Genomic DNA, 25,522 nt, shown 5'->3' on the forward strand with positions numbered 1-25,522 from the left:
CTGTCCTGAACCTGGCGGGCGGGCTGCAGGCCTGCCCGCATTGCATCCGCCCCATGAACCACACCCACAAGAAACCCCTGCCCGGCACCACGGTGCACTACATCGACGCCCGCGCCGCCGTCGATGCGCTCTCGCCCGGCGCCTGGGCACGCCTGCCCTACACCGCCCGCGTCCACGCCGAGAACCTCGTGCGCCGCGCCGATCCCGCACAGCTGGACGGCTACCTGCTGCAGCTCATCGAGCGCCGGCGCGACATCGACTTTCCCTGGTACCCCGTGCGCGTGGTCTGCCACGACATCCTGGGCCAGACCGCCCTGGTGGACCTGGCCGGCCTGCGCGACGCCATCGCGGCCGAAGGCGGCGACCCGGCCCAGGTCAACCCCGTCGTGCCCGTGCAGCTCATCGTGGACCACTCGCTGGCCGTGGAGTGCGGCGGCTTCGATCCCGACGCCTTCGTGAAGAACCGCGCCATCGAGGACCGCCGCAACGAGGACCGCTTCCACTTCATCGAGTGGACAAAGAAGGCCTTCGCCAACGTGGATGTGATCCCCGCAGGGAACGGGATCATGCACCAGATCAATCTGGAGAAGATGTCCCCCGTGGTGACAGTGCAGGATGGCCTGGCCTTCCCGGACACCTGTGTCGGCACCGACTCGCACACGCCCCATGTCGATGCCCTGGGCGTGATCGCCGTGGGCGTGGGCGGCCTTGAGGCCGAGAACGTCATGCTGGGCCGCGCCTCCTGGATGCGCATGCCCGAGATCGTGGGCGTGCGCCTCACGGGCCGGCGCCAGGGCGGCATCACCGCCACCGACATCGTGCTGGCCCTGACCGAATTCCTGCGCCAGCAAAAAGTCGTCGGCGCCTATGTGGAATTCTTTGGCGAGGGCGCCGACAGCCTGAGCATCGGCGACCGCGCCACCATCTCCAACATGTGCCCCGAATACGGCGCCACGGCGGCCATGTTCTCCATTGACGACCAGACCCTGGCCTACCTGCGCCTGACCGGCCGCGACGAGGCCCAGGTGCGCCTGGTCGAGGCCTATGCGCGCACCGCAGGTTTCTGGAGCGACAGCCTGGCCGATGCCCAGTATGAGCGCGTGCTGCAGTTCGACCTGTCCACCGTGGTGCGCAACATGGCCGGTCCCTCGAATCCGCACCGGCGCCTGCCCACCTCGGCCCTGGCCGAGCGCGGCATTGCCGATGCGGCCAAGCTGCAGGCCGCCCGCGCCCAGGAGGCGCAAGGCCTGATGCCCGATGGGGCCGTCATCATCGCGGCCATCACCAGCTGCACCAACACCAGCAACCCGCGCAATGTCATCGCCGCCGCCTTGCTGGCGCGCAATGCCAACCGCCTGGGCCTCACGCGCAAGCCCTGGGTCAAGTCCTCGCTGGCGCCGGGCTCCAAGGCCGTGGAGCTGTACCTGAAGGAGGCCGGCCTGCTCACCGAGCTGGAGCAACTGGGCTTTGGCATCGTCGCCTTTGCCTGCACCACCTGCAACGGCATGAGCGGCGCGCTGGACCCCAGGATCCAGCAGGAAATCGTCGAGCGCGACCTCTACGCCACGGCCGTGCTCTCGGGCAACCGCAACTTCGACGGGCGCATCCATCCGTATGCCAAACAGGCCTTCCTGGCCTCGCCGCCGCTGGTCGTGGCCTATGCGCTGGCGGGCACGGTGCGCTTTGACATCGAGCAGGACGTGCTGGCCGTGGTGGACGGCCGCGAGATCCGCCTGAAGGACCTGTGGCCCACCGACGAGGAGATCGACGCCATCGTGGAACAAGCGGTCAAACCTGCGCAATTCCGCGCCGTCTACGACCCCATGTTCGCCATCCGCAAGGACGATGGCGACAAGGCACGGCCCCAGTACGACTGGCGCCCCCAGTCCACCTACATCCGCCGCCCGCCCTACTGGGATACCGAAGGCGTGGGCGCGCTGGCGGCCTTCCCGCGCACGCTGCGCAACATGCGGCCGCTGGCCCTGCTGCCCGACAACATCACCACCGACCACCTGTCGCCCTCCAACGCCATCCTGGCCGACAGCGCGGCGGGCGAATACCTGGCGCGCATGGGCCTGCCCGAGGAAGACTTCAACTCCTACGCCACCCACCGCGGCGACCACCTGACGGCCATGCGGGCCACCTTCGCCAACCCGCAGCTGGTCAACGAGATGGCCGTCATCGACGGCGTGCAGCACAAGGGCTCGCTGGCGCGCATCGAGCCCGAAGGCCGCGTGGTGCGCATGTGGGAGGCCATGGAAACCTACCTGAACCGCCGCCAGCCGCTGATCATCATCGCGGGCGCCGACTACGGCCAGGGCAGCTCGCGCGACTGGGCGGCCAAGGGAGTGCGGCTGGCCGGAGTCGAGGCCGTGGTGGCCGAAGGCTTCGAGCGCATCCACCGCACCAACCTCATCGGCATGGGCGTGCTGCCGCTGCAGTTCCTGCCGGGCACCGACCGCAAGACCCTGGCCCTGGACGGCACGGAGGTCTATGGCGTGGAAGGCGAGCGCACGCCGGGCACCCAACTCACGCTGGTGATTGAACGCAGAGGCGGCCAGACGCTGCGCGTGCCCGTGACCTGCCGGCTGGACACGGCCGAGGAGGTATCGGTCTACGAGGCCGGCGGGGTGCTGCAGCGGTTTGCGCAGGACTTCCTGGCGCAGGCTCAGGCAGCCTGAGCAGGGGGGGCGCCAGCGGCCAGCGGCTGGCGCGCCAGCTCGATGAAGGCCTGCAGATAGTCGGTCTGCAGGTCCGCCACGCGCGCGCCCAGGAAGATCTGCTTGGCAATGCCCTTGGCGCCCAGGCGCACGGGCACCACGTCCAGCTTGCCCGCGTACTCCTGCACCAGCCAGCGCGGCAGGGCCGCCACGCCCCGGCCGCTGGCCACCATCTGCATCATGATGTCCGTGGTCTCTATGGCCTTCTGGCGGCGCGGCGTGATGCCGGCCGGCATGAGGAACTGGTTGTAGATGTCCAGCCGGTCCATGGGCACGGGATAGGTGATCAGCACCTCGGGCGCGAGCTGGGCGGCCTCCACGAAATCGGCCCCTGCCAGCGCATGCGCGCTGGAGACCACCAGCACCTGCTCGTAGTCGAACACAGGCACGAACTCCAGGCCCGTCTTGAACAGCGGATCGGGCGTGACCAGCAGGTCGATCTCGTAGCCGAACAGGGCGCCGATGCCGCCGAACTGGAATTTCTGCTTCACATCCACATCCACATCGGGCCAGCTCGCCAGATAGGGCGCGACGATCTTGAGCAGCCACTGGTAGCAGGGATGGCACTCCATGCCGATGCGCAGCGCGCCGCGCTCGCCCTGGGCGAACTGGCGCAGCCGCTCCTCGGCCAGGTCCAGCTGGGGCAGCACGCGCTGGGCCACGGCCAGCAGGTACTGGCCGGCCTGCGTCAGGCGCAGGCTGCGGCCTTCGCGCAGCCAGATGTCCGTGCCCAGCTGCTGCTCCAGCTTCTTCATGCTGTGGCTCAGCGCCGACTGCGTCACGCACAGCACGCCGGCCGCCGCCGTCAGCGAGCCCTGTTTTTCGACTTCACGGACGATGGCGAGGTGGGTGCGTTCGAGCATTTTGGTGAGAAAAATTCATGGATTTTTGAACTAGAAAAATTTTAGTTCATTGATGCGAATCCATTCCATGGCTGCCTTCATCGATTGAAAGCAGTGCATGACCATCATTCATCACCTCGGTTTCCCATCGGCGCCCGGCGTGCTACGCAGCCGGTGCGCCGGGCTGCAGGGCGCCGTGCAGGAAGGACTGCTCCATCACGGCCGCCACGCTGGCCCGCGCAACACGGCCGCGCCGCTCCGCATCCAGCAGCCCCACGACCATGGACAGCCACAGCTCGGTCATGGCCGCAGCCGTGATGTCGATGCGGAACACGCCGGCCTGCTGGCCGCGCAGGAAAAAGGCATCCATGGCTGCCACCCATTCGCTCTCTATCTGGCCGACCACCGAGATGTCGGAGCGCCAGAAATACATCAGGAACAGCAGCAGCGTCTGGTGGTCCTGGCAGTGGGCGGTGAGGCGGCGCAGCGCCTCCAGCGGCGCGTGGCGCTCCAGCTCGGCCGCGCGCATGGCGCGCGACAGGGTGTCGGCCGCATGCCCTATGAGCCGGTCGATGAGCTGGTCGCGCGTGGGGCAGAAGCGGTAGAGCGTGGCCTTGCTGATGCCGATGGCGCGTGCCAGCTCCTGCAGATTGGCCTTGGGATCGTCCAGCAGCGCCAGTGCCAGTGCGCCCAGCAGCTTGCCTTCGTCCTCTTGCTTGGTGCTCGTCATCGCTTGTCATGCCTCCTTGGAAAGTGCGGGGATTTTATCTGTTGATGTTTTAAAGTATCAAATGAATCGATATTGACTCATTTGATTCTGGTATGTACCATCGCGGCCTTCGTATCGAACTCAATCAGGTTGTGAACATGAGCATGCGTCTGAACAAGCGACGTGGCCTGCCGCTGGCGGCCCTGGTGCTGGCCGCCCTGGCCGCCCTGGCAGCGGGCTGCGGCCGCAACGAGGCTCCGGCCGCAGCGGGTGATGCGCTGCCCGTGGTGCAGGCCGTCACCGTGCAGCCCGCGCCGCTGGCCCTGTCCAGCGAGCTGCCGGGCCGTATCGAGCCCGTGCGCGTGGCCGAGGTGCGTGCGCGGGTGGCCGGCATCGTGCTGCGCCGCCATTTCGAGGAAGGCGCCGACGTCCGGGCCGGCCAGGTGCTTTTCCAGATCGACCCGGCGCCTCTGCGCGCCGCGCTGTCCCGCGCCCAGGGCCAGCTGGCCAGCGCCGAAGCGGCCCTGCTCGATGCGCGTGCCGTGGTCGGCCGCAACGCGCCGCTGGTGGCCCAGGAGGCGGTCAGCCGCCAGGACTTCGAAGCTATGCAGGCCCGCCTGCAGGCGGCCCAGGCCGCGCGCCAGTCCGCCCAGGCCGAGGTGCAGGCGGCCGCCCTGAACCTGGAATACGCCACGGTCAGGGCGCCTATCGCGGGCCGCATCGGCCGTGCGCTGGTCACCGAGGGCGCCCTGGTGGGCCAGGGCGAGGCCACGCCCATGGCGCTGGTCCAGCAGCTCGACCCGGTCTATGCCGACTTCCAGCAGCCCGTGGCCGAAGCCCAGCGCCTGCGCGCGGCCCTGGCCGAGGGCCGCCTGGCACAGACGGAGGGCAAGGACGGCACGCCGGTCTCCCTGAAGGTGGATGGCACGGGCCTGCAGCGCACGGGGCAACTGCTGTTCTCGGATGTGACGGTGGACCGCGGCACCGGCCAGATGGCGCTGCGCGGGCGCTTCGACAACCGCGACGGCATGCTGCTGCCTGGCATGTATGTGCGCGTGACCGTGGGCCAGGGCGTGGACCCTGCCGCCATCCTGGTGCCGCAGCGGGCCGTGCAGCGCAGCACCGACGGGCAGGCCCACGTGCTGGTAGTGGACGGCCAGGACACGCTGCAGATGCGCCCCGTGCAGACCGCGGCCATGCATGGCGCGCAGTGGCAGATCAGCGCAGGCCTCAAGGGCGGCGAGCGTGTGGTGGTGGGCCGCATGGCGGGCCTGCAGCCCGGGGCGCGGGTTCAGGTCACGGCCCTTTCCGATGCCGCGGCCTCCCCTACGGCGGGGCTGTCCGGCACCTTCAGCGCCTCCGGCAGCTCCGCCACGTCCAGCGACTGAGCCGGCGCGTGCCCAAGGAATAGACCATGTCCAAGTTCTTCATCAACCGCCCCAACTTCGCCTGGGTGGTGGCCATCTTCATCATGCTCGCCGGGCTGCTGGCCATACCGGCGCTGCCCGTCTCCCAGTTTCCCAACGTGGCGCCGCCGCAGATCTCGATCACCGCCAACTACCCGGGCGCCTCCGCCACCACGGTGATGGAGTCGGTGACCAGCGTCATCGAGGAGGAGCTCAACGGCACCAAGGGGCTGCTGTACTTCGACTCCTCCAGCGGCTCCACGGGCCTGGCCGAGATCACGGCCACCTTCGCCCCGGGCACCGAGCCCGCGCTGGCCCAGGTGGAGGTGCAAAACCGCATCAAGAAGGCCGAGGCGCGCCTGCCCGCGTCCGTGATGCAGATGGGCCTGCAGGTCGAGCAGGCCAGCGCCAACTTCCTGATGATCTACTCGCTGACCTACAAGGACGGCAGCGGCAGCAACAGCGAGGTGGCCCTGTCCGACTACGCCGTGCGCAACATCAACAACGAGATCCGCCGCGTGCCCGGCGTGGGCAAGGTGCAGTTCTTCGCGGCCGATGTGGCCATGCGCGTGTGGGTCGATCCGAACAAGCTGCTGGGCTACGGCCTGTCGGTGGCGGACGTGAACGCGGCCATCGCCGCCCAGAACGCGCAGGTGCCGGCCGGCAGCTTTGGCGCCTCGCCCGCAGGGCCCGGCCAGGAGCTGAGCGCCACGATTGCCGTCAAGGGCACGCTGGCCTCGCCCGAGGAGTTCGGCCAGATCGTGCTGCGTGCCAGGGCCGATGGCTCGGCCGTGCGCCTGGCCGATGTGGCGCGGCTGGAGGTCGGCCAGCTGGACTACAGCTTTTCCTCGCGCGAGGACGGCCGCCAGGGCGTGGCTGCCGCCGTGCAGTTGGCGCCCGGGGCCAACGCCATGCAGACCGCCAAGGCCGTCAAGGCGCGCCTGGCCGAGCTGTCGCAGAACTTCCCCGCCGGCATCCAGTACGCCGTGCCCTATGACACCTCGCGCTTCGTGGAAGTGGCCATCGGCAAGGTCATCCAGACCCTGGTGGAGGCCGTGGCGCTGGTGTTCCTGGTGATGTGGCTGTTTCTGCAGAACCTGCGCTACACGCTGATTCCCACCATCGTCGTGCCCGTGTGCCTGGCCGGCACCCTGGGCGTGATGTATGCGCTGGGCTTTTCGGTGAACATGATGACCATGTTCGGCATGGTGCTGGCCATCGGCATCCTGGTGGACGACGCCATCGTGGTGGTGGAGAACGTGGAGCGCCTCATGGCCGAGGAGGGGCTGTCGCCGCTGGCGGCCACGGTCAAGGCCATGCAGCAGGTCTCGGGCGCCATCGTCGGCATCACCCTGGTGCTGGTGGCGGTGTTCCTGCCGCTGGCCTTCATGAGCGGCTCGGTGGGCGTGATCTACCGGCAGTTCTCGCTGTCGCTGGCCGTGTCCATCCTGTTCTCGGGCCTGCTGGCGCTGACCTTCACGCCGGCGCTGTGCGCCACGCTGCTCAAGCCCGTTGCCAAGGGCCATCACGCCGAGCGCAAGGGCTTCTTCGGCTGGTTCAACCGCCGCTTCGCGGCGCTGACCGAGCGCTTCGACCTGCTCAACCAGCGGCTGGTGCGCCGCGCCGGGCGCTGCATGCTGGTGTATGCCGCCATCGTGGCCGGGCTGGGCGTGGCGTACATGCGCATGCCCGAATCCTTCGTGCCCTACGAGGACATGGGCTACTACATCGTCGGTGTGCAGCTGCCGCCGGGCGCCACCACGGAGCGCACCAAGGCCATGGTCAAGGACATGGAGGACTATGTTCAGAGCCGCCCCGCCACGGCCCAGGCCGAGTTCCTGATGGGCTACAGCTTCTCGGGCATGGGGCAGAACGCGGCCCTGGCCTTCGTCACGCTCAAGGACTGGTCGGTGCGCGGCGCCGGGCAGGCGTCGTGGGACGAGGTGCAGGCCTTCAACCAGCGCTTTGCCAGCCTGTCCGACGGCACCGTCATGGCCGTGGACCCGCCACCCATCGACGGCCTGGGCAACTCCGGCGGCTTTGCGCTGCGCCTGCAGGACCGCGCCAGCCTGGGCCGCGAGGCCCTGATCGCCGCGCGCGACCAGCTGCTGGCCAAGGCCAATGCCTCGCCCATCATTGCCTACGCCATGATGGAAAACCTGGAGGATGCGCCCCAGCTGCGGCTGGACATCGACCGGCGCAAGGCACAGGCCCAGGGCGTGGATTTCAGCGCCATCAACACGGCCCTGTCCACCGCCTACGGCTCGGCCGTGATCAACGAGTTTCCCAACGCGGGCCGCCTGCAGCGCGTGGTGGTGCAGGCCGATGCCCAGGCCCGCGCGCGGCCCGAGGACATCCTGCGCCTGCACGTGCCCAACGCCGGCGGGCAGCAGGTGCCGCTGTCGGCCTTTGCCACGGTGCGCTGGGAAAGCGGGCCGGTGCAGATCTCGCGCTACAACGGCTATCCGGCCTTCCGCATCTCGGGCGACGCCAAGCCGGGCCACACCACGGGCGAGGCCATGGCCGAGCTGGAACGCATCATGGCCGAGATGCCGCGCGGCATAGGCTACGAGTGGACGGCCCTGTCCTTCCAGGAGAAAGCCGCCGGTGCCCAGGCGCCCAAGCTGTTCGCGCTGGCCATCGTGGTGGTGTTCCTGCTGCTGGTGGCCCTGTACGAGAGCTGGAGCATTCCCGCCGCCGTGATGCTGATCGTGCCCATCGGCGCGCTGGGATCGGTGCTGGCCACCTCGGCCGTGGGCCTGTCCAACGACGTGTACTTCAAGGTGGGCCTGATCACCATCATCGGCCTGGCGGCCAAGAACGCCATCCTGATCGTGGAGTTCGCCAGGGACCTGCATGCGCAGGGGCACAGCCTGGCGCAGGCCGCGCTGCAGGCGGCACGGTTGCGCTTTCGGCCCATCGTCATGACCTCGCTGGCCTTCATCCTGGGCGTGGTGCCGCTGGCGCTGGCCTCGGGCGCGGGCGCCTCCAGCCAGGCCGCCATCGGCTTCGGCGTGATCGGCGGCATGCTGTCGGCCACGCTGCTGGGGGTGGTCTTCGTTCCCGTCTTCTTCGTCTGGGTGCTGTCCCTGTTCCGGCGCAAGGCGCCGGCCGGCACCCCGCCTGCCCTGCAGGCCCCGGCAACCCGCATCGAGTAAGCGCCATGTCCATGCACTTCTTCCCACGCGCCCTGTGTGCGCTGGCCGCCAGCCTGGTGCTGGCGGGCTGCTCCCTCGCCCCGGTCCACCAGCGTCCGCAGGCGCCCATTCCCACGCAATGGCCGCAGCAGGATGCGGCGCCCGTGCTGTCCTCGTCGGCGGCCACGCTGGACTGGAACAGCTTCATCGCCGACCGCCAGCTGCGCCAGCTGGTGGACCTGGCCCAGGCCCACAACCGCGACCTGCGCCAGACCCTGCTCAACGTGGAGGCGGCACGCGCCCTGTACCAGGTGCAGCGCGCCGACCGCCTGCCGGGCGTGGGCCTGCAGGGTGGCGGCACGCGCCAGCGCCTGCCGGGCGACATGAATGCCACGGGCCAGCCGCAGGTGCAGGGCAGCTGGCAGGCCGGCCTGGGGCTGGCCGCCTTCGAGCTGGACCTGTTCGGCCGCGTGCGCAACCTGTCCGAAGCCGCCCTGGGCGAGTACCTGGCCACCGAAGAGGCCGCGCGCGCCGCCCGCATCAGCCTGGGTGCCGAAGTGGTGCAGGCCTACCTGTCCCGCGACGGGGCCCTGCGCCGCCTGCAACTGGCCCAGCGCACGCTGCAAAGCCGTGAATCCTCGCTGCGCCTGACCGTGCAGCGGCGCCAGGCGGGCACGGCCACGGCCCTGGACCACCAGGACGCCGTGGGCCTGGCCGCCCAGGCCCGCGCCGACGTGGAGCGCAGCGAACGCGAGCTGCGCCAGGCCGGCAACGCCCTGCTGCTGCTGACGGGCGTGGAGGATCTGGCGCCGTACCTGTCTGCACAGTCCGCAGGGTCTGCACAGTCGGCAAAGTCGTCCGACGTTCCCCTGCTGCTGCAGGACCTGTCGGCCGGCACGCCTTCCGAACTGCTCATCCACCGGCCCGACATCCAGGCGGCCGAGCACCGGCTGCGCGCGCGCAGCGCGGACATTGGTGCGGCGCGCGCGGCCTTCTTCCCGCGCATCTCGCTCACCGGCTTCCTGGGATCGTCCAGCGCCGATCTGTCCGACCTGTTCCGCCCGGGCCAGCGCGCCTGGTCGTTCACTCCCCAGGTCACGCTGCCCCTCTTCGACGGGGGGCGCAACCGCGCCAACCTCGACCTGGCCGTGCTGCGCAAGGACATGGCCGTGGCAGCCTACGAGCAGGCCATCCAGACCGCCTTCCGCGAAGTGGCCGACGCCCTGGCCGCCACCGACACGCTGCGCCGCGAGGAAGCCGCGCGCCTGGCGCTGCGCGACAGCAGCCGCGAAAGCCTGCGGCTGGCGCAGGCCCGTTACCAGGCGGGGGTGGACGACCATCTGCGCTACCTGGACGCACAGCGCAACGCCTTCGCCAATGAAAGCGCCTACATCGATACCGTGACCCAGCGGCAGTTGGCGCTGGCCCAGCTGTTCCGCGTGCTGGGCGGCAGCTGGACGGCGCCGCCGCCTCACAGCGCCCCGAACACCTCCGGCAAGGCCGCATCGCGCGGCATGCCGCCATAGCTCTTGGTGCCGCCCTGGCTGTCGATCACCACGATGCCCGGCGTGCCACGGAAGCCCAGGGACATCATCAGCTTGCGGTGGGCCTCCAGCGCCTTGCGCACGTCGGGGCTGACGCTGAAGGCGGGCGCTATGCCGCCCTGGGCGGACTTCTTCTCGTGCTCCATCAGTGCGGCCGCGCGGTCCGGGGCCTGCAGGATGGCGGCGGCCTTGGCCGGGCTGTCGTCCCGGATCACGCCCACCAGGATGTGGCGCAGCTGCACCTTGCCTGCGTCCACCCAGGGGCGTGCGGCCTCCCAGAACTTGTGGCAGTACTTGCAGTTGGGGTCGGTGAAGGTATAGATCACGCGCGGCGCATCGGCCTTGCCGTCGGGCACCCAGGTGGAGGTCTCCAGCTGCGCCTGCACGGTGTCGCCCGCCGGCTTGGCGGCCTGTGCCTTGGCCTGGGGGGCCTGGGCCGTGGCAGGGCCTTCTGCGGCGCTTGCCCGTCCTGCCGCCAGAAAGAGGCTGGCAGCCATGCCTGCAAAAAGGACGGTGCGTTGAAGATGCATGGGAACTCCTTGGAACGGTTGGATGAATGAGGGGCGGCGCTGCGCGGCAAGCGTGCAACGCCTGGTGCTGTGGCAACAGCGGCGGACGGTGTGAGTCGGAGTGCATCCGCCGCGTTCCATCGGTCCAGGAAATCGCTTGCGGCAATCTCTTACACGACGGCCGACCGACCACACGCCGTTTCCGCCGCGTTGCGGCCCATGGGCTTCGCACGCCGCTGATTGTCATTGACACCCTTGCAGATGCTGCGCATCGGCGCTGGGCAGTCGTCATTGCAGACAGCCAGGGCGAGCGGGGCAGGGTGGGGGAGGGCTCGCGCCCGGCGCGGCAGGCAGTCTTGGAAGCGTGGGCCGGTCCCGCCTCCGTGCTCAAGGCGCAGCGGCAATCTCGGTCTGGCCATCGGGCCGGGCCACCAGAGTGACGGGCAGGATCTGGGCCAGCATGCGTGCGAACTCGGCGGGGCGGCTGGCCTGGTAGGTGCCGCCAATGCGCAGAGCCGCCACGGCCGGGTCGTGCACTACCAGGCCGGTCGGCCCGTAGCGCTCCAGTTCCACCAGGGCGTCGGCCAGGGGCGTGTTCTCGAAGCGGATCAGTCCCTTGCGCCACAGCGCAATGCTGCCGGGCGCCACAGCCGACACCGGACCGAGCACGCCTGCAGGCGACACGCTCAGGGCCTGGCCTGCGACCAGGGCGGCGGGCGCGGCGTCAGCGGCTGCAGTGCCTTGCGCACCGGCCACGCGCACATGGCCTTCCTGCACGGCCACCTTGGCGCTGCCCGCCTCCATGCCCGTGGCGCGATAGCGCACGGAAAACCGCGTGCCGCCCACGGTGACGCGCGCCGGGCCGACCAGCACATGAAAGGGCCTGGCGCTGTCGGGTGCCACGGCGAACAGGATCTGCCCTTGCGTGATGCGCACCTCGCGCCGGTCGCGGTACAGAGTTACCTGCGCCTGGGTATCGGCATCCAGGGACAGTGCGGTGCCATCCGGCAAGGTGATGGTCCTGGCCTGGCCGCGTGGGGTCAGGTGGCTGCTGGTGAAGGTGGGCTGCTGCTGCCACTGGTGCCAGCCCACGCCCACGCCCACGGCCAGGGCCACCGTGCAGCACAGGGCCGCCAGGGCAGGTCGCGGCAGCAGGCGGGACCAGCTCCAGCCTTGGCGCTCTTCGGAGGACGGGCGCTGCGTGGCCGGTTCCGGGTGTGCGTGAGGCGCCGACTGCGAGCGCCGGCGTGCCTGCTCCGCGCGCAGGCGTGCCACCTGTTCGGGGGGAATGGACCGCGCGGCCGCCAGGCTCTGGCCCAGGTGGCGCAAGGCGGCCTCGTGCGCCGTGCTGGCCGCCAGCCATTCAGTGAATTCGGCTTCTTCCTCGGCGGTCAGGCCTTGCTCCATGCGCGTGTGCCAGTCGGCCGCAGCGAGGTCGATGGGGTTTTGCCCGCGGAAGAACTCTTCCAGTTCGCGCACCTGCGCAGCCTTGTCCAGGGGCGCGGTGCAGGAGCGGTGGCGGCGCATGCGTGCGGATTCCCGGCCTCAGAAGCTGGTCCAGTCCTGCGATTCGGCAGACGGTTTGGCCGCAGCCAGGCGTGCAGGGCTTGCAGGGCGCGCGCCAGCTGCGGGTCGTGCCGGTGCCGGCCTGGCCGGCGCCAGCGCGGATGCCGTGGCCGCGCGGGTGGGCACGGACGCCGGCAGCGGCGCCTGCAAACGCGGCTGCTGTGCCGCGCCGTCCTGGTCGCCCAGGCGGAAGATGGCCACGGCCTGCACCAGGCGCTGGGCCTGGGACTTGAGGCTGGAGGCCGCCGCCGCGCTTTCTTCCACCAGCGAGGCGTTTTGCTGCGTGACCTGGTCCATCTGGCTCATGGCCTGTCCGACCTGGGCCACGCCGGCGCTTTGCTCGTCGCTGGCATTGCTGATCTCGCCCATGAGGTCGGTCACGCGCTGTATGGATTGCAGCACCTCGGCCATGGTGGCGCCGGCCTGGTCGGCCAGCTCCGCGCCCTGGCTGACGCGGGTGGCGCTGTCAGTGATGAGCTGCTTGATCTCGCGGGCGGCCTGCGCGCTGCGCTGGGCCAGGGTGCGGACCTCGGCGGCCACCACGGCAAAGCCCTTGCCTTGTTCACCGGCGCGAGCGGCTTCGACGGCGGCATTGAGGGCGAGGATGTTGGTCTGGAAGGCGATGGAGTCGATCACGCCCACGATGTCGCCGATCTGGCGCGAGCTGGCATGGATGTCCTGCATGGCGCCGACGACTTCCTGCACCACGGTGCCGCCCTTGACCGCCACCTGGCTGGCGCCGAGCGCGAGCTGGTTGACCTGGCGCGCGTTGTCCGCGTTCTGCTGCACGGTGGAGGACAGCTCATCCATGGAGGCCGCCGTCTGCTGCAGCGCGCTGGCCTGCTGCTCGGTGCGGCGGCTCAGGTCGGCATTGCCCTTGGCGATCTGCTCGCTGGCCACGGCCACGCTGTCGGCGTTGTTGCGCACGTCGCTGACCACGCTGGCCAGGCTCTGGTGCATGGCGTTGAGCGAGGCCTGCACGCTGCCGGCGGGCGCTTCGCTGCGCAGCAGTCCGGGGTCGAGGTTGCCGTCGGCGATCTGGCGGGCGACTTCACCGAGCTGGGCAGGCTCGGCGCCCAGCGCGCGTGTCAGGCCGCGTGCGATCAGCCGGCCCATGAGCAGGGCCAGCACGAAGGCGACCGCGCTCATGCCGATCTGCATGTTGCGTTGCTGCACATAGGACTGCGTGGCCTGCTCCACCATGACCTGGGCGTGCTGGCGCGTGAGCCGGCTGTACTCGTCGGTGGCCGCGATCAGCTGGGCCAGCAGCGGCCGGCACTCGCTGTTCATCTTGGCAATGGCCTCGTCCCGTTGCTGGCGCAGCGCCAGCGCGACGATGTCCAGCGCCACCGGGCCGTAGCGCTGCTCTATCTGGTCGATGCGGGCGACCAAGGCGCGTGCCTCCTCACCCACCCCGGGCGCGGCCACCAGGGCCTTGAGCTGGTCCAGCCGGGTCTTGACCTCGGCATGGGCGGCGTACACGGCCGCTTTTTCCAGCTCCAGGTCGGCTGGCGTGTTCACCAGCACCAGGTTGCGCGCCGCGATGGCACGGCTGTCCACGGCTGCGCGCACCTGTTCGGCCAGTTGGGCACGGGCGTTCACGCCATCGACGAACCGGGTCAGGTTGCGGTTGGCATCGTCCAGCGCCTGCAGAGCGGATACGGAAACCAGCGCGACCAGCAGAGCCAGGGCGGTGAAGGCGGCGTAGAGCTTGGTCTTGACGGTCCAGGTGCGGAGATTCATGGCGCTTTCCAGGTAGATGGTGCAAGTATCAGTTTTTATCAAAGAATAAGTGATTAATTTGATAAAAGCCCTTTGAAAATTGTTAAATTTCCATGAGAAGTGACAAATTCAGACGAGGCATCGGTTCAGCGTCACCGCTGCGCTTCCCGTGCAGGCTGGATCAACAAAGCCCGCATTTCTTGACCGCCTGCGGGTGCTGCCCCTGCGGGACAGGCTGCGTCGGCGCTACAGTCGGTCCCCATCCCATGCATACCCCTCCCCACATCCAAGGCTGGTGCCCCGGTGCCTGGCAGCCCATGGCCTCCGGCGATGGGCTGGTGGTGCGCGTGCGCCCGCCGCTGGGGCGGTTGACGGTGGCCCAGGCGCGGCGCCTGGCGCGCCTGGCCCTGGTGCATGGCACTGGCGTGCTGGAGCTGTCCAGCCGCGCCAATGTGCAGCTGCGCGGCATTGCACCCGGTCGGCACGCCGCCGTGCTGCGCGCCCTGGCGGCCGTGGGCCTGCTGGACGCCGACGCGGGCCGCGAGCGCCGCCGCAACCTGGTGATCGACCCGCTGTGCCGGCCGCAGGAGGCTGTCCATGCGCTGGGCCAGGCCCTGCAGCAGGCGCTGGATGCGGCCGACGACCTGGCCGGCCTGCCCGCCAAGTTCGGCTGGTCGGTGGAAGGCGCGCCGGGCCGGCTGGCCGGCGTGTCCGCCGATATCCGCCTGCAGCGCACCTCCACCGGCTGGCAGGTGCAGCCTGACGGACGCAACCACGCGCTGGCCGTGGCCGATGCAGGCCAGGCCGTGGCCGCAGGCCTGGCGTTGGCGCGCTGGTTTGCCGGTCAGGCCGTCCTTCGCCGCGCCCAGGGCTTGCGGCCCGGGCGCATGGCCGCGGTGGCGGCGCAACTGCAGCCGCCCCCGGGACTGGACTGGGTGGAGACAGAAACCCCGGCCCACGGCGAAGGACCGGCGCCCGGTGCCGTGCCCGGCGTGGGCTGGCTGTTGGGCGCGCCGCTGGGCCGCTTGCCGGCCGTGGCGCTGGCGCGGCTGGTGCGCGCCTTGCCTGAGCAGGCCTTTTTGCGTGTGACGCCCTGGCGCATGCTGCTGGTGGAAGACGAAGACGCGGAAGCTGGCGCCGACCTGCCCCGCTGGTGGGCGGCTGCAGGGCTGGACAGCGCCGCTGACTGGGTCACCCACGCCCATGACCCGCGCCTGCGCGTATCCGCCTGTACCGGCGCGCCGGGCTGCACCCAGGCCCTGGGTCCCACGCAGACATTGGCGCTGGAGCTGGCGCCGCAGGTGCCGCCCGGCGCGCACCTGCATGTGACCGGATGCGCCAAGGGCTGCGCGCGGCAGGCGCCGGCCACGGTGGTGCTGCGGGCAGAAGGTGAAGACGAGGGCGAAGGCCCTGTCTATTCCGTAGTGCGCCACGGCCGTGCCGGGGATAGGGCGCAGGAGCAGCGGACCCTGGCCTCGGTGCGAGACAATCCGGGATTGCTGTTTTCAAAAGAATAATGCTGCACCGCTACGAAACCGATGGAGCCGAGATCTACCGGCAGTCCTTTGCCACCATCCGCCGCGAGGCGGCGCTGGAACGCTTCACGCCTGTCGAGGAACGCGTGGTGGTGCGCATGATCCACGCCGCCGGCCTGGTGGAGCTGGCCCCGCACGTGGCCTTCTCGCCCGGCATGGCCGAGGCCGCCGCGCAGGCCCTGCAAAAGGGTGCGCCCGTGCTGTGCGACGTGCGCATGGTCAGCGAGGGCATCACGCGCTCGCGCCTGCCCGCTGCCAACCCCATCATCTGCACGCTGCAGGACGAGCGCGTGCCCGCACTGGCCCGTGACATGGGCAACACGCGCAGCGCCGCCGCGCTGGAGCTGTGGCGCCCGCACCTGGCCGGCGCCGTGGTGGCCATCGGCAATGCGCCCACGGCCCTGTTCCACCTGCTCAACATGCTGCAGGACCCGGCCTGCCCCCGGCCGGCCGCCATCATCGGCTGCCCCGTGGGCTTTGTGGGCGCCATGGAATCCAAGCAGGCGCTGATGCAGGACCTGCCCGTTCCCTGCATGGCCGTGCATGGCCGCCTGGGCGGCTCGGCCATCACCGTGGCCGCCATCAACGCACTGGCCAGCCATGTCGAGTAGGCAGCCGCGTCCCAGCCAGGGCGGGCCCGGCATCGTCTGCGTGGGCCTGGGCCCGGGCGACCCCGAACTCATGAGCGTCAAGGCCGACCGCCTGGTGCGCGGCGCCCGCCAGGTGGCGTTCTTCCGCAAGAAGGGCCGGCCCGGCAAGGCCCGCCAGCTGGTGGACGGCCTGCTGGCCCAAGGCGCCGCCGAGCACGCCATGGAGTACCCGGTGACCACCGAGCTGCCCGTGGACAGCCCCGCCTATGTGGACCTGCTGGCGCGCTTCTACGACGACTGGTGCCTGCGCCTGGAAGCGCTGGCGCAGACCGGGCAGGTGGTGGTGCTGTGCGAGGGCGACCCCTTCCTCTACGGCTCCTTCATGCATCTGTACACCCGACTGCGCGAACGCGGCCAGGTGCCGCTGGACGTGGTGCCCGGCATCCCCGGCATGGTGGGCTGCTGGCACGCCACGGGCGAGCCCATCACCTGGGGCGACGACGTGCTCAGCGTGATGACCGGCACCCTGTCGGAAGACGAACTGGTGCGCCGCATGCAGACGGCCGAGGCCCTGGTCGTCATGAAGGTCGGCCGCAACCTGCCGCGCATTCGCCGCGCACTGCAGCGCACGGGCCGGCTTGACGCCGCCTGGCTGGTGCAAAACGGCACCACGGACAGCGAGCAGGTCGCGCGCCTGGGCGATGTGTCCGACGACGCCTGCCCCTATTTCGCCATCGTGCTCGTGCACGGCCAGGGCCGCCGGCCGGAGGCCGCATGGTGAGCGCCGGCCGCCTGACGGTGGTGGGGCTGGGCCCGGGCGCACTGGACCAGATCACGCCCGAAGCCGCAGCCGCTTTGCACGCGGCCGACGATGTGGTCGGCTACCTGCCCTATGTGTCCCGCGCGCAGGCCCTGCTGGCGCAGGCGGGTCAGGGCCAGGCCGTGGCCTGGCATGCCTCGGACAACCGCGTGGAGCTGGAGCGGGCGCGCCAGGCGCTGGCGCTGGCCGCGCAGGGGCGGCAGGTGGTCGTGGTGTCCTCGGGCGACCCGGGCGTGTTCGCCATGGCGTCGGCCGTGTTCGAGGCCATTGAATCTGTCGATGCGGCGCAGGCCGCCGCCTGGCAGGCGCTTGATATCCAGGTGCTGCCCGGCATCACCGCCATGCTGGCCGCCGCCGCGCGCGCCGGTGCGCCGCTGGGCCATGACTTTTGCTGCATCAATCTCTCGGACAACCTCAAGCCCTGGCCCGTGATCGCGCGGCGCGTGGAACTGGCGGCCGAGGCCGACTTCGCCATGGCCTTCTACAACCCGCGCTCCAAGAGCCGGCCCGAAGGCTTTGTGCGCCTGCTGCAGCTGCTGCGCACCCGCTGCGAGCCGCAGCGCCTGCTGGTGTTCGCGCGCGCCGTGTCCACGCCCGAGGAACACTTGCACGTATGCACGCTGGCCGAGGCCACGCCCGAGATGGCCGACATGCGCACCGTGGTCCTGGTGGGCAACAGCGCCACGCGCCGCGTGGGCCGCTGGGTCTACACGCCACGCCACTACGGCATGGATGGCGGCGCGGGCGGTGCGGGCTGCGCTGTCGGCAGCACGCCATGAGCAATCCAGTGCAGCACCGCAGCCACCGACCCGGTGCGCTGGCGCTGCGGCAGCGCCGGGCGCTGCACCATCACCACGGGCAGGCCCAGGGCGCGTGCGGCATCGAGCTTGCCGCGCGTGGCCTCGCCGCCTGCGTTCTTGGCCACCAGCCATTCGATGCCGTGCGTGCGCAGCAAGGCTTCATCGTCGTCCGCGCTGAAAGGACCGCGCCCCAGCACGACCGTGGTGTGGGGCAGGGGCAGGCTGCCGGGCTCGGGCGCATCGACCAGGCGCAGCAGATAGTGGTGCTGCGGCTGGCCCGCAAAGGCCGCAAGCTGCTTGCGGCCCACAGCCAGAAACACCCGGGCGGCTGCCTGGGGCAGGGCGGCAGCGGCGGCTTGCATGTCGGACACGTCGATCCAGGCATCGCCGGCACTGGCCTGCCAGGGCTCGCGTTCCAGCGCCAGCAGCGGCGTGCCGGTGGCGGCGCAGGCCTCGCAGGCATTGCGGCTCATCTGTGCGGCAAACGGGTGGGTGGCATCGACCACATGGCTGATGGCCTGCCCGCGCAGGAATTGCGCCAGGCCCTGGGCACCGCCAAAGCCTCCCACGCGCGTGGGCAGGGGCTGGGCCACGGGCGACTGCGTGACGCCCGCATACGAGAACACGGCGGCAATGCCGGCGCGGTGCAGGGCCTGGGCCAGCTGGCTGGCGCCGCTGGTGCCGCCCAGCAGGAGAACATGGGGCATGACTGATCCCTGGTTGACATTGGTGGGCCTGAACGAAGACGGCCTGGACGGCCTCTCGCCCGCCGCGCTGCGCGCGCTGGACGCGGCCGAGACCGTTTTTGGCGGGCCGCGCCACCTGGCGCTGGCCGGTGCCGGCGAGCGGGGCCGTCCCTGGCCCGTGCCCTTTGACGTGGCTCCCGTGCTGGCCTGCCGTGGCCGGCCCACGGTGGTGCTGGCGTCGGGCGATCCGTTCTGGTTCGGGGCGGGCGGCAGCCTGGCGGCGCATCTGGCGCCGCAGGAGTGGCACTGCCACGCCCAACCTTCGACATTTTCGCTGCTGGCGTCCCGCCTGGGCTGGAAGCTGGAAGACACGGTCTGCCTGGGCCTGCACGCCGGCCACGTGGAGCAGCTGCTGCCGCACCTGTCGCCAGGCCGCCAGTCGCTGGTGCTGCTGCGCGATGGCGCCGCCGTGGCCGCATTGGCGGACTGGCTGGTGCAGGAAGGCTGGGGCGACAGCCGCCTGGAGATCATGGAATCCGTGGGCGGCCCGCGCGAGCGCCGCCGCGCATGGCGCGCCGCCGAAGCCGCCCAGGCCCTGGCCGCCGACCCTGCCTGCGCGCCCGTGGCCGTGGCCGTGCTCGCCCAGGGCGGCGCGGCCCTGCCGCTGGTGCCGGGCCGGCCCAATCACTGGTACGCCAACGACGGCCAGATCACCAAGGCCCCGGCCCGCGCGCTGACCCTGGCGGCTCTTGCGCCGCGCCACGGCGAATGCCTGTGGGATGTGGGCGGCGGCTCGGGCTCGGTGGCCGTGGAGTGGTGCCTGGCCGGTGGCTCGGCCATCAGCCTGGAGCAGCATGCGGCGCGTGCGGACAACATCCGCCACAACGCCCGGCGCTTCGGCCTGCAGGCGCGCCTGCGCGTGGTGCAGGGCGTGGCGCCCGAGGCGCTGGCCGAACTGCAGGCGCTGGCCCGGCCCCAGGCCGTGTTCGTGGGCGGGGGCTTTGACGCCGAATTGTTCGAGCGCCTGCAGGCCCTCATGCCCGCGGGCTGCCGCTTGGTGGTCAATGCCGTGACGCTGGAGACCGAGGCCCTGCTGGTGCAACTGCAGGCCGAGCACGGCGGCCAGCTGCTGCGGCTGGAGATTTCCAGCGCCGAGCCGCTGGGCCGCATGCGCAGCTGGAAGGCTGCGCGGCCGCTGGTGCAGTGGAGCTGGCAGCGGTGAACCCGGACCAAGCCATCCCCCACCGCTGCGGCGTGCTGGGCCTGGGCCTGCACACCGACGCACTGCCCGATGCGCTGCAGGCGCTGTGGCAGCGGGCCCAGGCGCACCTGCTGCAGCAAGCCTGCGCGCCGCAGCCCGTCTGCGCCGTGGCCGTGCTGGACACCAAGGCCGGCCATCCGGCGCTGGAGGCCTGGATGTCGGCGGTCGTGCCCTCGGCCGTCCTGGTCCGTGTGCCGTCCGCGCAATTGCCGGGCCAGCCGGTGGTCACCCAATCGCCGCGCATGCTGGCGCGCTACGGCACCGGCAGCGTGGCCGAGGCGGCGGCACTGGCCGCCGCAGGCCCGCACTCCGCCCTGAGCGTGACCCGCCTGGTGGCGGACGATGGCAGCGCCACCCTGGCCCTGGCCGTGGGCCAGGGCGGACCTCTGAACTGTTGCCTGGCCCACGCCAGCCAGGCCAAGAACCAAGGAGCAACGGCATGACCGTGCATTTCATCGGCGCCGGCCCCGGCGCCGCCGACCTGATCACCGTGCGCGGGCGCGACCTCATGGCGGCCTGCCCGGTCTGCCTGTACGCAGGCTCGCTGATACCGCGCGAGCTGCTGGCGCACTGCCCGCCGGGCGCGCGCATCGTCAACACCGCATCCATGAGCCTGGACGACATCGTGGCCGAGATCCAGGCCGCCGAGGCGCGTGGCGAAGACGTGGCGCGCCTGCACTCGGGCGACCTGTCCGTCTGGTCGGCCATGGGCGAGCAGCTGCGCCGCCTGCGCGAGGCCGGCATTGCCTACACCGTCACGCCCGGCGTGCCCTCGTTCGCGGCCGCCGCTGCCACGCTGGGCGCGGAGCTGACCCTGCCCGGCCTGTGCCAGTCCGTGGTGCTGACGCGCACCTCGGGCCGCGCCACGGCCATGCCCGAGGGTGAGAACCTGGCCGCCTTCGCGGCCACGGGCGCCGTGCTGGCCATCCATCTGTCCATCCATGTGGCCGCCAAGGTGCAGTCCGAGCTGCTGCCGCACTACGGCGCCGACTGCCCCGTGGTCATCGTCTGGCGTGCCAGCTGGCCTGACGAAACCGTGGTGCGCACCACGGTGGGCAGCCTGGCCGAGGCCGTGGCCACCCACATGGAGCGCACGGCCCTGATCCTGGTGGGCCGCAGCCTGCAGGCCGAGGACTTCGGCGAAAGCCGCCTCTACGCGGCCGACTACGACCGCCGCTACCGCCCGCTGGGCGCCGAGCCGCGCTTTCCCGCCACCGATGTGCGCGGCGGCGCCGCGCTGGATACCGCGAGGGATACCTTGAGGGACACCGGGAGCGACACCGTGATCGACGTGCCCCTCGGGAACCCCGCCCCATGAGCGCGGCCCTGCCGCCCGTGGCGCTGAGCCTGATCGGCATCGGCACGGGCAACCCCGACCACCTCACGCGCGAAGCCCAGGCCGCCATGCAGGCCGCCGACCTGATCCTGCTGCCGCACAAGGGCGAGGACAAGGCCGAACTCGCCGCCCTGCGCCGCGACCTGTGCGATGCCGTGCTCACTGCGCCCGGCCCGCGCATCGAAGGCTTCGACATGCCCGTGCGCCGCAGCGTGGGCGACGACTACCTGGCCCAGGTCGATGAATGGCATGCGGCCATCACGCGCTGCTGGCAGGCGGCCATCACCCGTTCCCAGGACGGGGGGCTGCAGCCGCGCAGCCCCGGCCAGCCCTTGCAGGTCGCCCTGCTGGTCTGGGGGGACCCGGCGCTGTACGACAGCACCCTGCGCATTGCCGCGCGCATGCAGCCGGCGCCGCACAGCGTGCGCGTGGTGGCGGGCATCAGCTCCATGCAGGTGCTGTGCGCCGCGCATGCGATTGCGCTCAACGGCATAGGCCAGCCCTTCGTGGTGACCACGGGCCGCCAGCTGCGCGAGCAGGGCTGGCCGCCCGGCGTGGACACGGCCGTGGTGATGCTGGACGGGCAGTGCAGCTTCACCGAGCTGCCCTCCCACGGCCTGCACATCTGGTGGGGTGCCTACCTGGGCATGGACCGCCAGATGCTGGACAGCGGCCCGCTGGCCGAGGCCGCCCCCCGCATCGTGCAGGCCCGCGCCGCAGCGCGCGAGCGGCATGGCTGGATCATGGATATCTACCTGCTGCGGCGCGGCGGCTGAGGCCGAGGCTGCTGCCGACGCCGGCCCTCTAGCTGTACACCCCCTTCATCAAGGAATCCCGCCATGCAGATGGACAACATCCCCTTCAACACCACCGACTGGGCCGCCGTGGCGCCCACCGAGCATTCGGCCGAGGCCGGCCAGGCGTTCTGGCGCACGCAGAACTTCGGCAACATCCGCGTGCGCACGGTGGAGTACACGCCCGGCTATGTCTCCGACCACTGGTGCACCAAGGGCCATGTGCTGCTGTGCCTGGAAGGGGAGCTGGAGACCGAACTGGCGGACGGCCGCCGCTTCACTCTGACACCCGGCATGAGCTACCAGGTGGCGGACAACGCCGAGCCGCACCGCTCGCGCTCGCCCAAGGGCGCCAGGCTCTTCGTGGTGGACTGAACCTGCAGGCACGATCGGCACGGCAGCGCGTTGCAGGTCTGCGACAGGTTCGCGCCGGCGCGGGCGAGAGCTGCGCAAACGTGCCGTCATTGAGTGGCGTACGGCACGGGTTGCCAGGGTGCCCATGCCCGGGGGGTGGAATGCCTGACGGACGGCTCTCCAGGTACACAGTCATCGGCCATCAACTCAGCGGCGAAGTAGGCATTGCCGATGGCGACAGCCCCTGTGGCCGGGCTTGTGCACAATGAAGAGCTTTCGCCCAGCCTCTTCACGCGATGCAGCAAGAACCCGACTTCCTCCACAACCTGAACCAGGAATTCCGGGACGGCAGGCGCTGGCTGGACCGCACCATCGTGCTGGCCTATGCCGCCGCCGCCGGGCTGTGCGTGGTGGCCTTCACGCTGATGGCGGACGCGGGCTTCGAATTCTTCGAGAGCATCTACCACTGGCAGGGCGGCTGGGCCGTGCTGCTGTGGATGCCTGCCGTCACGGCGGGCGCCGTGTGGCTCACGCGGCGCTGGGCGCCGGGTGCGGCGGGATCGGGCATTCCGCAGGTGATCGCCACGCTGGACCCGGCGCTGGACTCCACGCAGCGCGGGCGCTTCGTGTCGCTGTGGCTGTCCTTCGCCAAGATGGCGCTGGCCAGCGCAGGCTTTGCGGCGGGGCTGTCCATCGGACGCGAGGGGCCGTCGGTGCAGGTGGCCGCCGGTGTCATGCACCATGCGCGGCGCTGGTTCGGCCCGCATTCGGGCATCAGCCACCATGCGCTGCTGGTGGCCGGCGGCGCGGCCGGCATTGCGGCGGCCTTCAACGCGCCGCTGGCCGGCGTAGTCTTCGCCATCGAGGAGCTGTCGCGCAAGCTGGAGTCGCGCTCCAGCGGCCTGATCATCGCGGCCATCGTGCTGGCCGGCCTGATGGGCGTGTCGGCCTTCGGCAATCTCAGTTATTTCGGGCGCATCCAGGTGCCCCACCTGACCTGGGACGCGCTGCTGCCCGGCCTGTGCGTGACCCTGGCCTGCGGCGTGCTGGGCGGCCTGTTCGCCAAGCTGCTGGCCGCCTCGCTGACCCGCGCGCCCGAGCGGCTCAACCAGCTGCGCGCGCGCTTTCCCATCCGCTTCGCGGCGGCGGTCGCGCTGGTGATCGCCGTCATCGGCATGGTCACGGGCGGCGCCACCTTCGGCGCGGGCTCGGAAGCCGTCAAGCACATGCTGGCGGGCCAGGCCGACGTGCCTTCGTTCTACGTCACCCTGAAGTTCATCGCCACCTGGCTGTCGGCCTGGGTGGGCGTGCCGGGCGGCATCTTCGCGCCGTCGCTGTCCATTGGCGCGGGCGTGGGCCACAACGTGGCCGGCCTCATGGGCGCAGACATCGCGCCCGCCCTCATCGCCATGGGCATGGCCGCCTTCCTGGCCGCCGTGACGCAGGCGCCGCTGACGGCCTTCATCATCGTCATGGAGATGGTGGACGGCCACTCCATGGTGCTCAGCCTCATGGCGGCGGCCATGCTGGCCAGCCTGGTCTCGCGCATGCTGGCCCGGCCGCTGTACGAGACGCTGGCCCAGCACATGCTGAGCATGGTGGTCGCACCTGCTCCTGCTCCTGCTCCTGCTCCTGCGTCGGCACCCGCACCGGTGCCCGAGCAGGCCTCTCCCCCGAAGGACCAGGACAAGCCCGCAGGCGCCTGAAGCGGGCGCGCTTGGCTGACAGCCAATGGCGAATGGTGATGGCCTGGGTGTGCTGCACGCCACGCCATGCTCCCTTCCTGAGTCCGGACGCAAACCCAAGGAAAGGAACGCGCCATGTGGGAGGAAGTGGCCAACACCCTGGTCGAGGAGTTTTCCAGCCTGCCCGATGCGGCCGAGGTCACGCGCGTCATGGTGCGCCTGCTGCTGGCGGCGCTGCTGGGCGGCATCGTCGGCTACGAGCGCGAGCACAAGGGCAAGGCCGCAGGCCTGCGCACCCACATGCTGGTGGCCATGGGCGCGGCGCTGTTCGTGCTGGTGCCCGAGCGCGGCGGCATGGACATTGCCGACATGAGCCGCGTGATCCAGGGCGTGGTGGCCGGCGTGGGCTTCCTGGGCGCGGGCGCCATCATCAAGCGCCACTCCGAGGAACAGGTGCAGGGCCTGACCACGGCCGCCGGCATCTGGATGACGGCCGCCATCGGCGTGGCCTGCGGCCTGGGGCGCGAAGCCATCGCGCTGCTGGCCACGCTGCTGGCCATCGTCATCCTCGTGATGCTGCCGCACGTGGTCAGTGCGCCGCCCCCGCACGATGACGCGGAGCCGGACACCAAGCCGCGCGAGACCTGAGGGCGGGCTGCGGCTCAGGCGTGCGGCTGTGAGTCGGGTGGCGGGGACTTCGCCTGTGCCAGCAAACTGTCCCAATCGCCAGGAGGGTGCCCGTTGGCGAGCATTTTTCGGAACACCCTGTAGGCATCGTCGCTGCCCTCATAGGCTCGCTTGGTGTCCTCATCGTTGACCCAGGCGAACACGATGATTTTGCTGGGGGCGTGAAAGCGAAAGAACAGGCGGTACTGCTGGAAGAACCTGGCCCGAAACCAGTGCTTGTGCTCCTCGCCCAGGGTATGGCCCTGGCGGTAGTCTGGCCGCGTCGGATCCTGCGGGATGACATCGAATGCCAGCTTGCGGATCGCCGCCAATCGCTTGGTCGCGTTCTTGCGTGTGTACCCGCCAGGGTCCTTGGTTTTCAGACCCTCCACTTCCTGGCTCAACGCCTGCAGCTGGGCCAGGAAAAGCGGGTGCATGAATACCGTCCAGCCGTGGATGCGCAAGGGGGCGGGCGGTACGGCGCTCATTCGTCGTCTGCCGAAAGCGGTGCATCCAGATCGACCTCGATGCCTTCGGTCAGCGCCTGGATCTGCTGCGCCAGACGGGCATCCATGGTCTGCAGGCGCTCGGGGTGGGCTGCCATGTCCTGTGCCAGAAAGCCGAGAAACTGGCCCAGCACGGGATCGGCATCCTCGGCGGAGTCGGCGCGACTGAGAACGACCTCACCGCCGGGCAGGATGGTGTAGTGGATCCTGTCGCGCTTGCTCAGGTGCAATGCGCGGCGAACGGCTTCGGGAATGGTGGTCTGGTAGCGGTCAGTGAGCGTGGATTCGGCTTCAAGTGTCGAAAACATGATGGCATCTCCTGATAGGCTGCCAT

23 protein-coding genes are annotated in these 25,522 nt (G+C 70.4%); 15 read left to right on the forward strand and 8 right to left on the reverse strand.

Annotated elements, in window-relative coordinates:
* Positions 1-53 precede the first annotated feature (53 nt).
* Positions 54-2,681: a Fe/S-dependent 2-methylisocitrate dehydratase AcnD gene (acnD, locus tag ACRSCF_RS03905; RefSeq protein ID WP_034363291.1), complete on the forward strand. Its 2,628-nt coding sequence runs from the start codon at positions 54-56 to the stop codon at positions 2,679-2,681.
* On the opposite strand, the gene ACRSCF_RS03910 is transcribed toward acnD, so the two are convergent.
* Entirely contained in the window at positions 2,669-3,583 is a 915-nt protein-coding gene (locus tag ACRSCF_RS03910; RefSeq protein WP_012207657.1) for a LysR family transcriptional regulator, read from the reverse strand. The genes acnD and ACRSCF_RS03910 overlap by 13 nt on opposite strands.
* Before the next feature lie 142 nt (positions 3,584-3,725).
* The gene (locus ACRSCF_RS03915; protein ID WP_016448405.1) at positions 3,726-4,292 is read right to left on the reverse strand and encodes a TetR/AcrR family transcriptional regulator; all 567 of its coding nucleotides are present in this window, start codon (positions 4,290-4,292) and stop codon (positions 3,726-3,728) included.
* Between the two features lie 137 nt (positions 4,293-4,429).
* Between ACRSCF_RS03915 and ACRSCF_RS03920 the strand changes: the two genes are divergently transcribed.
* The 3 genes from ACRSCF_RS03920 to ACRSCF_RS03930 are packed head-to-tail and all read left to right on the forward strand — an operon-like array spanning position 4,430 to position 10,340.
* Positions 4,430-5,659: an efflux RND transporter periplasmic adaptor subunit gene (locus ACRSCF_RS03920; protein WP_034363385.1), complete on the forward strand. Its 1,230-nt coding sequence runs from the start codon at positions 4,430-4,432 to the stop codon at positions 5,657-5,659.
* Between the two features lie 26 nt (positions 5,660-5,685).
* Positions 5,686-8,835 carry a multidrug efflux RND transporter permease subunit gene (locus ACRSCF_RS03925; RefSeq protein ID WP_244387782.1) on the forward strand — a complete coding sequence of 1,050 codons (3,150 nt, stop codon included), beginning with the start codon at positions 5,686-5,688 and terminating at the stop codon, positions 8,833-8,835.
* A gap of 5 nt (positions 8,836-8,840) precedes the next feature.
* A complete protein-coding gene (locus ACRSCF_RS03930; RefSeq protein WP_034363294.1) occupies positions 8,841-10,340 on the forward strand; it encodes an efflux transporter outer membrane subunit in 1,500 nt (499 codons plus the stop codon).
* Here the strand turns inward: ACRSCF_RS03930 and dsbG are convergent.
* The 3 genes from dsbG to ACRSCF_RS03945 form a co-directional block, all read right to left on the reverse strand.
* Entirely contained in the window at positions 10,286-10,888 is a 603-nt protein-coding gene (gene dsbG / locus ACRSCF_RS03935; RefSeq protein ID WP_244387783.1) for a thiol:disulfide interchange protein DsbG, read from the reverse strand. The two genes, ACRSCF_RS03930 and dsbG, sit on opposite strands and share 55 nt — an antisense overlap.
* Positions 10,889-11,254: 366 nt before the next feature.
* Complete coding sequence (locus ACRSCF_RS03940; protein WP_244387784.1) at positions 11,255-12,394, reverse strand: FecR family protein; 1,140 nt, start codon at positions 12,392-12,394, stop codon at positions 11,255-11,257.
* 18 nt (positions 12,395-12,412) lie between these two features.
* Positions 12,413-14,176 (reverse strand): methyl-accepting chemotaxis protein, encoded by a 1,764-nt coding sequence (locus ACRSCF_RS03945; protein WP_034363297.1) that lies wholly within the window; start codon positions 14,174-14,176, stop codon positions 12,413-12,415.
* 245 nt (positions 14,177-14,421) lie between these two features.
* On the opposite strand from ACRSCF_RS03945, the gene cobG reads away from it, so the two are divergent.
* Genes cobG through cobJ form a run of 4 tightly spaced genes read left to right on the forward strand, consistent with a single transcriptional unit; the run spans position 14,422 to position 17,879 of the window.
* Positions 14,422-15,672 carry a precorrin-3B synthase gene (gene cobG, locus ACRSCF_RS03950; RefSeq protein WP_244387785.1) on the forward strand — a complete coding sequence of 417 codons (1,251 nt, stop codon included), beginning with the start codon at positions 14,422-14,424 and terminating at the stop codon, positions 15,670-15,672.
* On the forward strand, positions 15,672-16,301 hold the full coding sequence (locus ACRSCF_RS03955; protein ID WP_012207647.1) for a precorrin-8X methylmutase: 630 nt from the start codon (positions 15,672-15,674) through the stop codon (positions 16,299-16,301). The genes cobG and ACRSCF_RS03955 overlap by 1 nt, the downstream gene beginning before the upstream one ends.
* Positions 16,291-17,061, forward strand: coding sequence for a precorrin-2 C(20)-methyltransferase (cobI, locus tag ACRSCF_RS03960; protein WP_013800508.1), 771 nt, complete (start codon positions 16,291-16,293; stop codon positions 17,059-17,061). Before ACRSCF_RS03955 ends, cobI begins: the two co-directional genes overlap by 11 nt.
* Entirely contained in the window at positions 17,055-17,879 is an 825-nt protein-coding gene (cobJ, locus tag ACRSCF_RS03965) for a precorrin-3B C(17)-methyltransferase (RefSeq protein WP_244387786.1), read from the forward strand. Before cobI ends, cobJ begins: the two co-directional genes overlap by 7 nt.
* Here cobJ and ACRSCF_RS03970 read toward each other — a convergent pair.
* Positions 17,822-18,607 (reverse strand): cobalt-precorrin-6A reductase, encoded by a 786-nt coding sequence (locus ACRSCF_RS03970; RefSeq protein WP_034363300.1) that lies wholly within the window; start codon positions 18,605-18,607, stop codon positions 17,822-17,824. The two genes, cobJ and ACRSCF_RS03970, sit on opposite strands and share 58 nt — an antisense overlap.
* Here ACRSCF_RS03970 and ACRSCF_RS03975 point away from each other — a divergent pair.
* From ACRSCF_RS03975 to ACRSCF_RS04005, 7 genes are all read left to right on the forward strand, one after another.
* Positions 18,606-19,808, forward strand: a complete 1,203-nt coding sequence (locus ACRSCF_RS03975; RefSeq protein ID WP_034363304.1) for a bifunctional cobalt-precorrin-7 (C(5))-methyltransferase/cobalt-precorrin-6B (C(15))-methyltransferase — start codon at positions 18,606-18,608, stop codon at positions 19,806-19,808. The genes ACRSCF_RS03970 and ACRSCF_RS03975 overlap by 2 nt on opposite strands.
* The gene (locus ACRSCF_RS03980) at positions 19,805-20,290 is read left to right on the forward strand and encodes a cobalamin biosynthesis protein (protein WP_026062693.1); all 486 of its coding nucleotides are present in this window, start codon (positions 19,805-19,807) and stop codon (positions 20,288-20,290) included. The genes ACRSCF_RS03975 and ACRSCF_RS03980 overlap by 4 nt, the downstream gene beginning before the upstream one ends.
* Positions 20,287-21,165: a precorrin-4 C(11)-methyltransferase gene (gene cobM, locus ACRSCF_RS03985; protein WP_244387787.1), complete on the forward strand. Its 879-nt coding sequence runs from the start codon at positions 20,287-20,289 to the stop codon at positions 21,163-21,165. The genes ACRSCF_RS03980 and cobM overlap by 4 nt, the downstream gene beginning before the upstream one ends.
* Positions 21,162-21,959, forward strand: coding sequence for a precorrin-6A synthase (deacetylating) (cobF, locus tag ACRSCF_RS03990; protein WP_034363307.1), 798 nt, complete (start codon positions 21,162-21,164; stop codon positions 21,957-21,959). Before cobM ends, cobF begins: the two co-directional genes overlap by 4 nt.
* A 63-nt stretch (positions 21,960-22,022) precedes the next feature.
* Entirely contained in the window at positions 22,023-22,352 is a 330-nt protein-coding gene (locus ACRSCF_RS03995) for a DHCW motif cupin fold protein (protein WP_013800515.1), read from the forward strand.
* Between the two features lie 275 nt (positions 22,353-22,627).
* The gene (locus ACRSCF_RS04000) at positions 22,628-24,037 is read left to right on the forward strand and encodes a chloride channel protein (RefSeq protein ID WP_046988679.1); all 1,410 of its coding nucleotides are present in this window, start codon (positions 22,628-22,630) and stop codon (positions 24,035-24,037) included.
* A gap of 114 nt (positions 24,038-24,151) precedes the next feature.
* The gene (locus ACRSCF_RS04005) at positions 24,152-24,664 is read left to right on the forward strand and encodes an MgtC/SapB family protein (RefSeq protein ID WP_016448386.1); all 513 of its coding nucleotides are present in this window, start codon (positions 24,152-24,154) and stop codon (positions 24,662-24,664) included.
* Positions 24,665-24,678: 14 nt separating this feature from the next.
* Here ACRSCF_RS04005 and ACRSCF_RS04010 read toward each other — a convergent pair whose 3' ends face one another.
* Complete coding sequence (locus tag ACRSCF_RS04010) at positions 24,679-25,170, reverse strand: type II toxin-antitoxin system YhaV family toxin (RefSeq protein WP_034363310.1); 492 nt, start codon at positions 25,168-25,170, stop codon at positions 24,679-24,681.
* Positions 25,167-25,496, reverse strand: coding sequence for a type II toxin-antitoxin system PrlF family antitoxin (locus ACRSCF_RS04015; RefSeq protein ID WP_016452695.1), 330 nt, complete (start codon positions 25,494-25,496; stop codon positions 25,167-25,169). Before ACRSCF_RS04015 ends, ACRSCF_RS04010 begins: the two co-directional genes overlap by 4 nt.
* Between the last annotated feature and the right edge of the window lie 26 nt (positions 25,497-25,522).

It is taken from the genome of Delftia sp. 11MD, from assembly GCF_050907895.1.
GTDB lineage: Bacteria > Pseudomonadota > Gammaproteobacteria > Burkholderiales > Burkholderiaceae_C > Comamonas > Comamonas tsuruhatensis.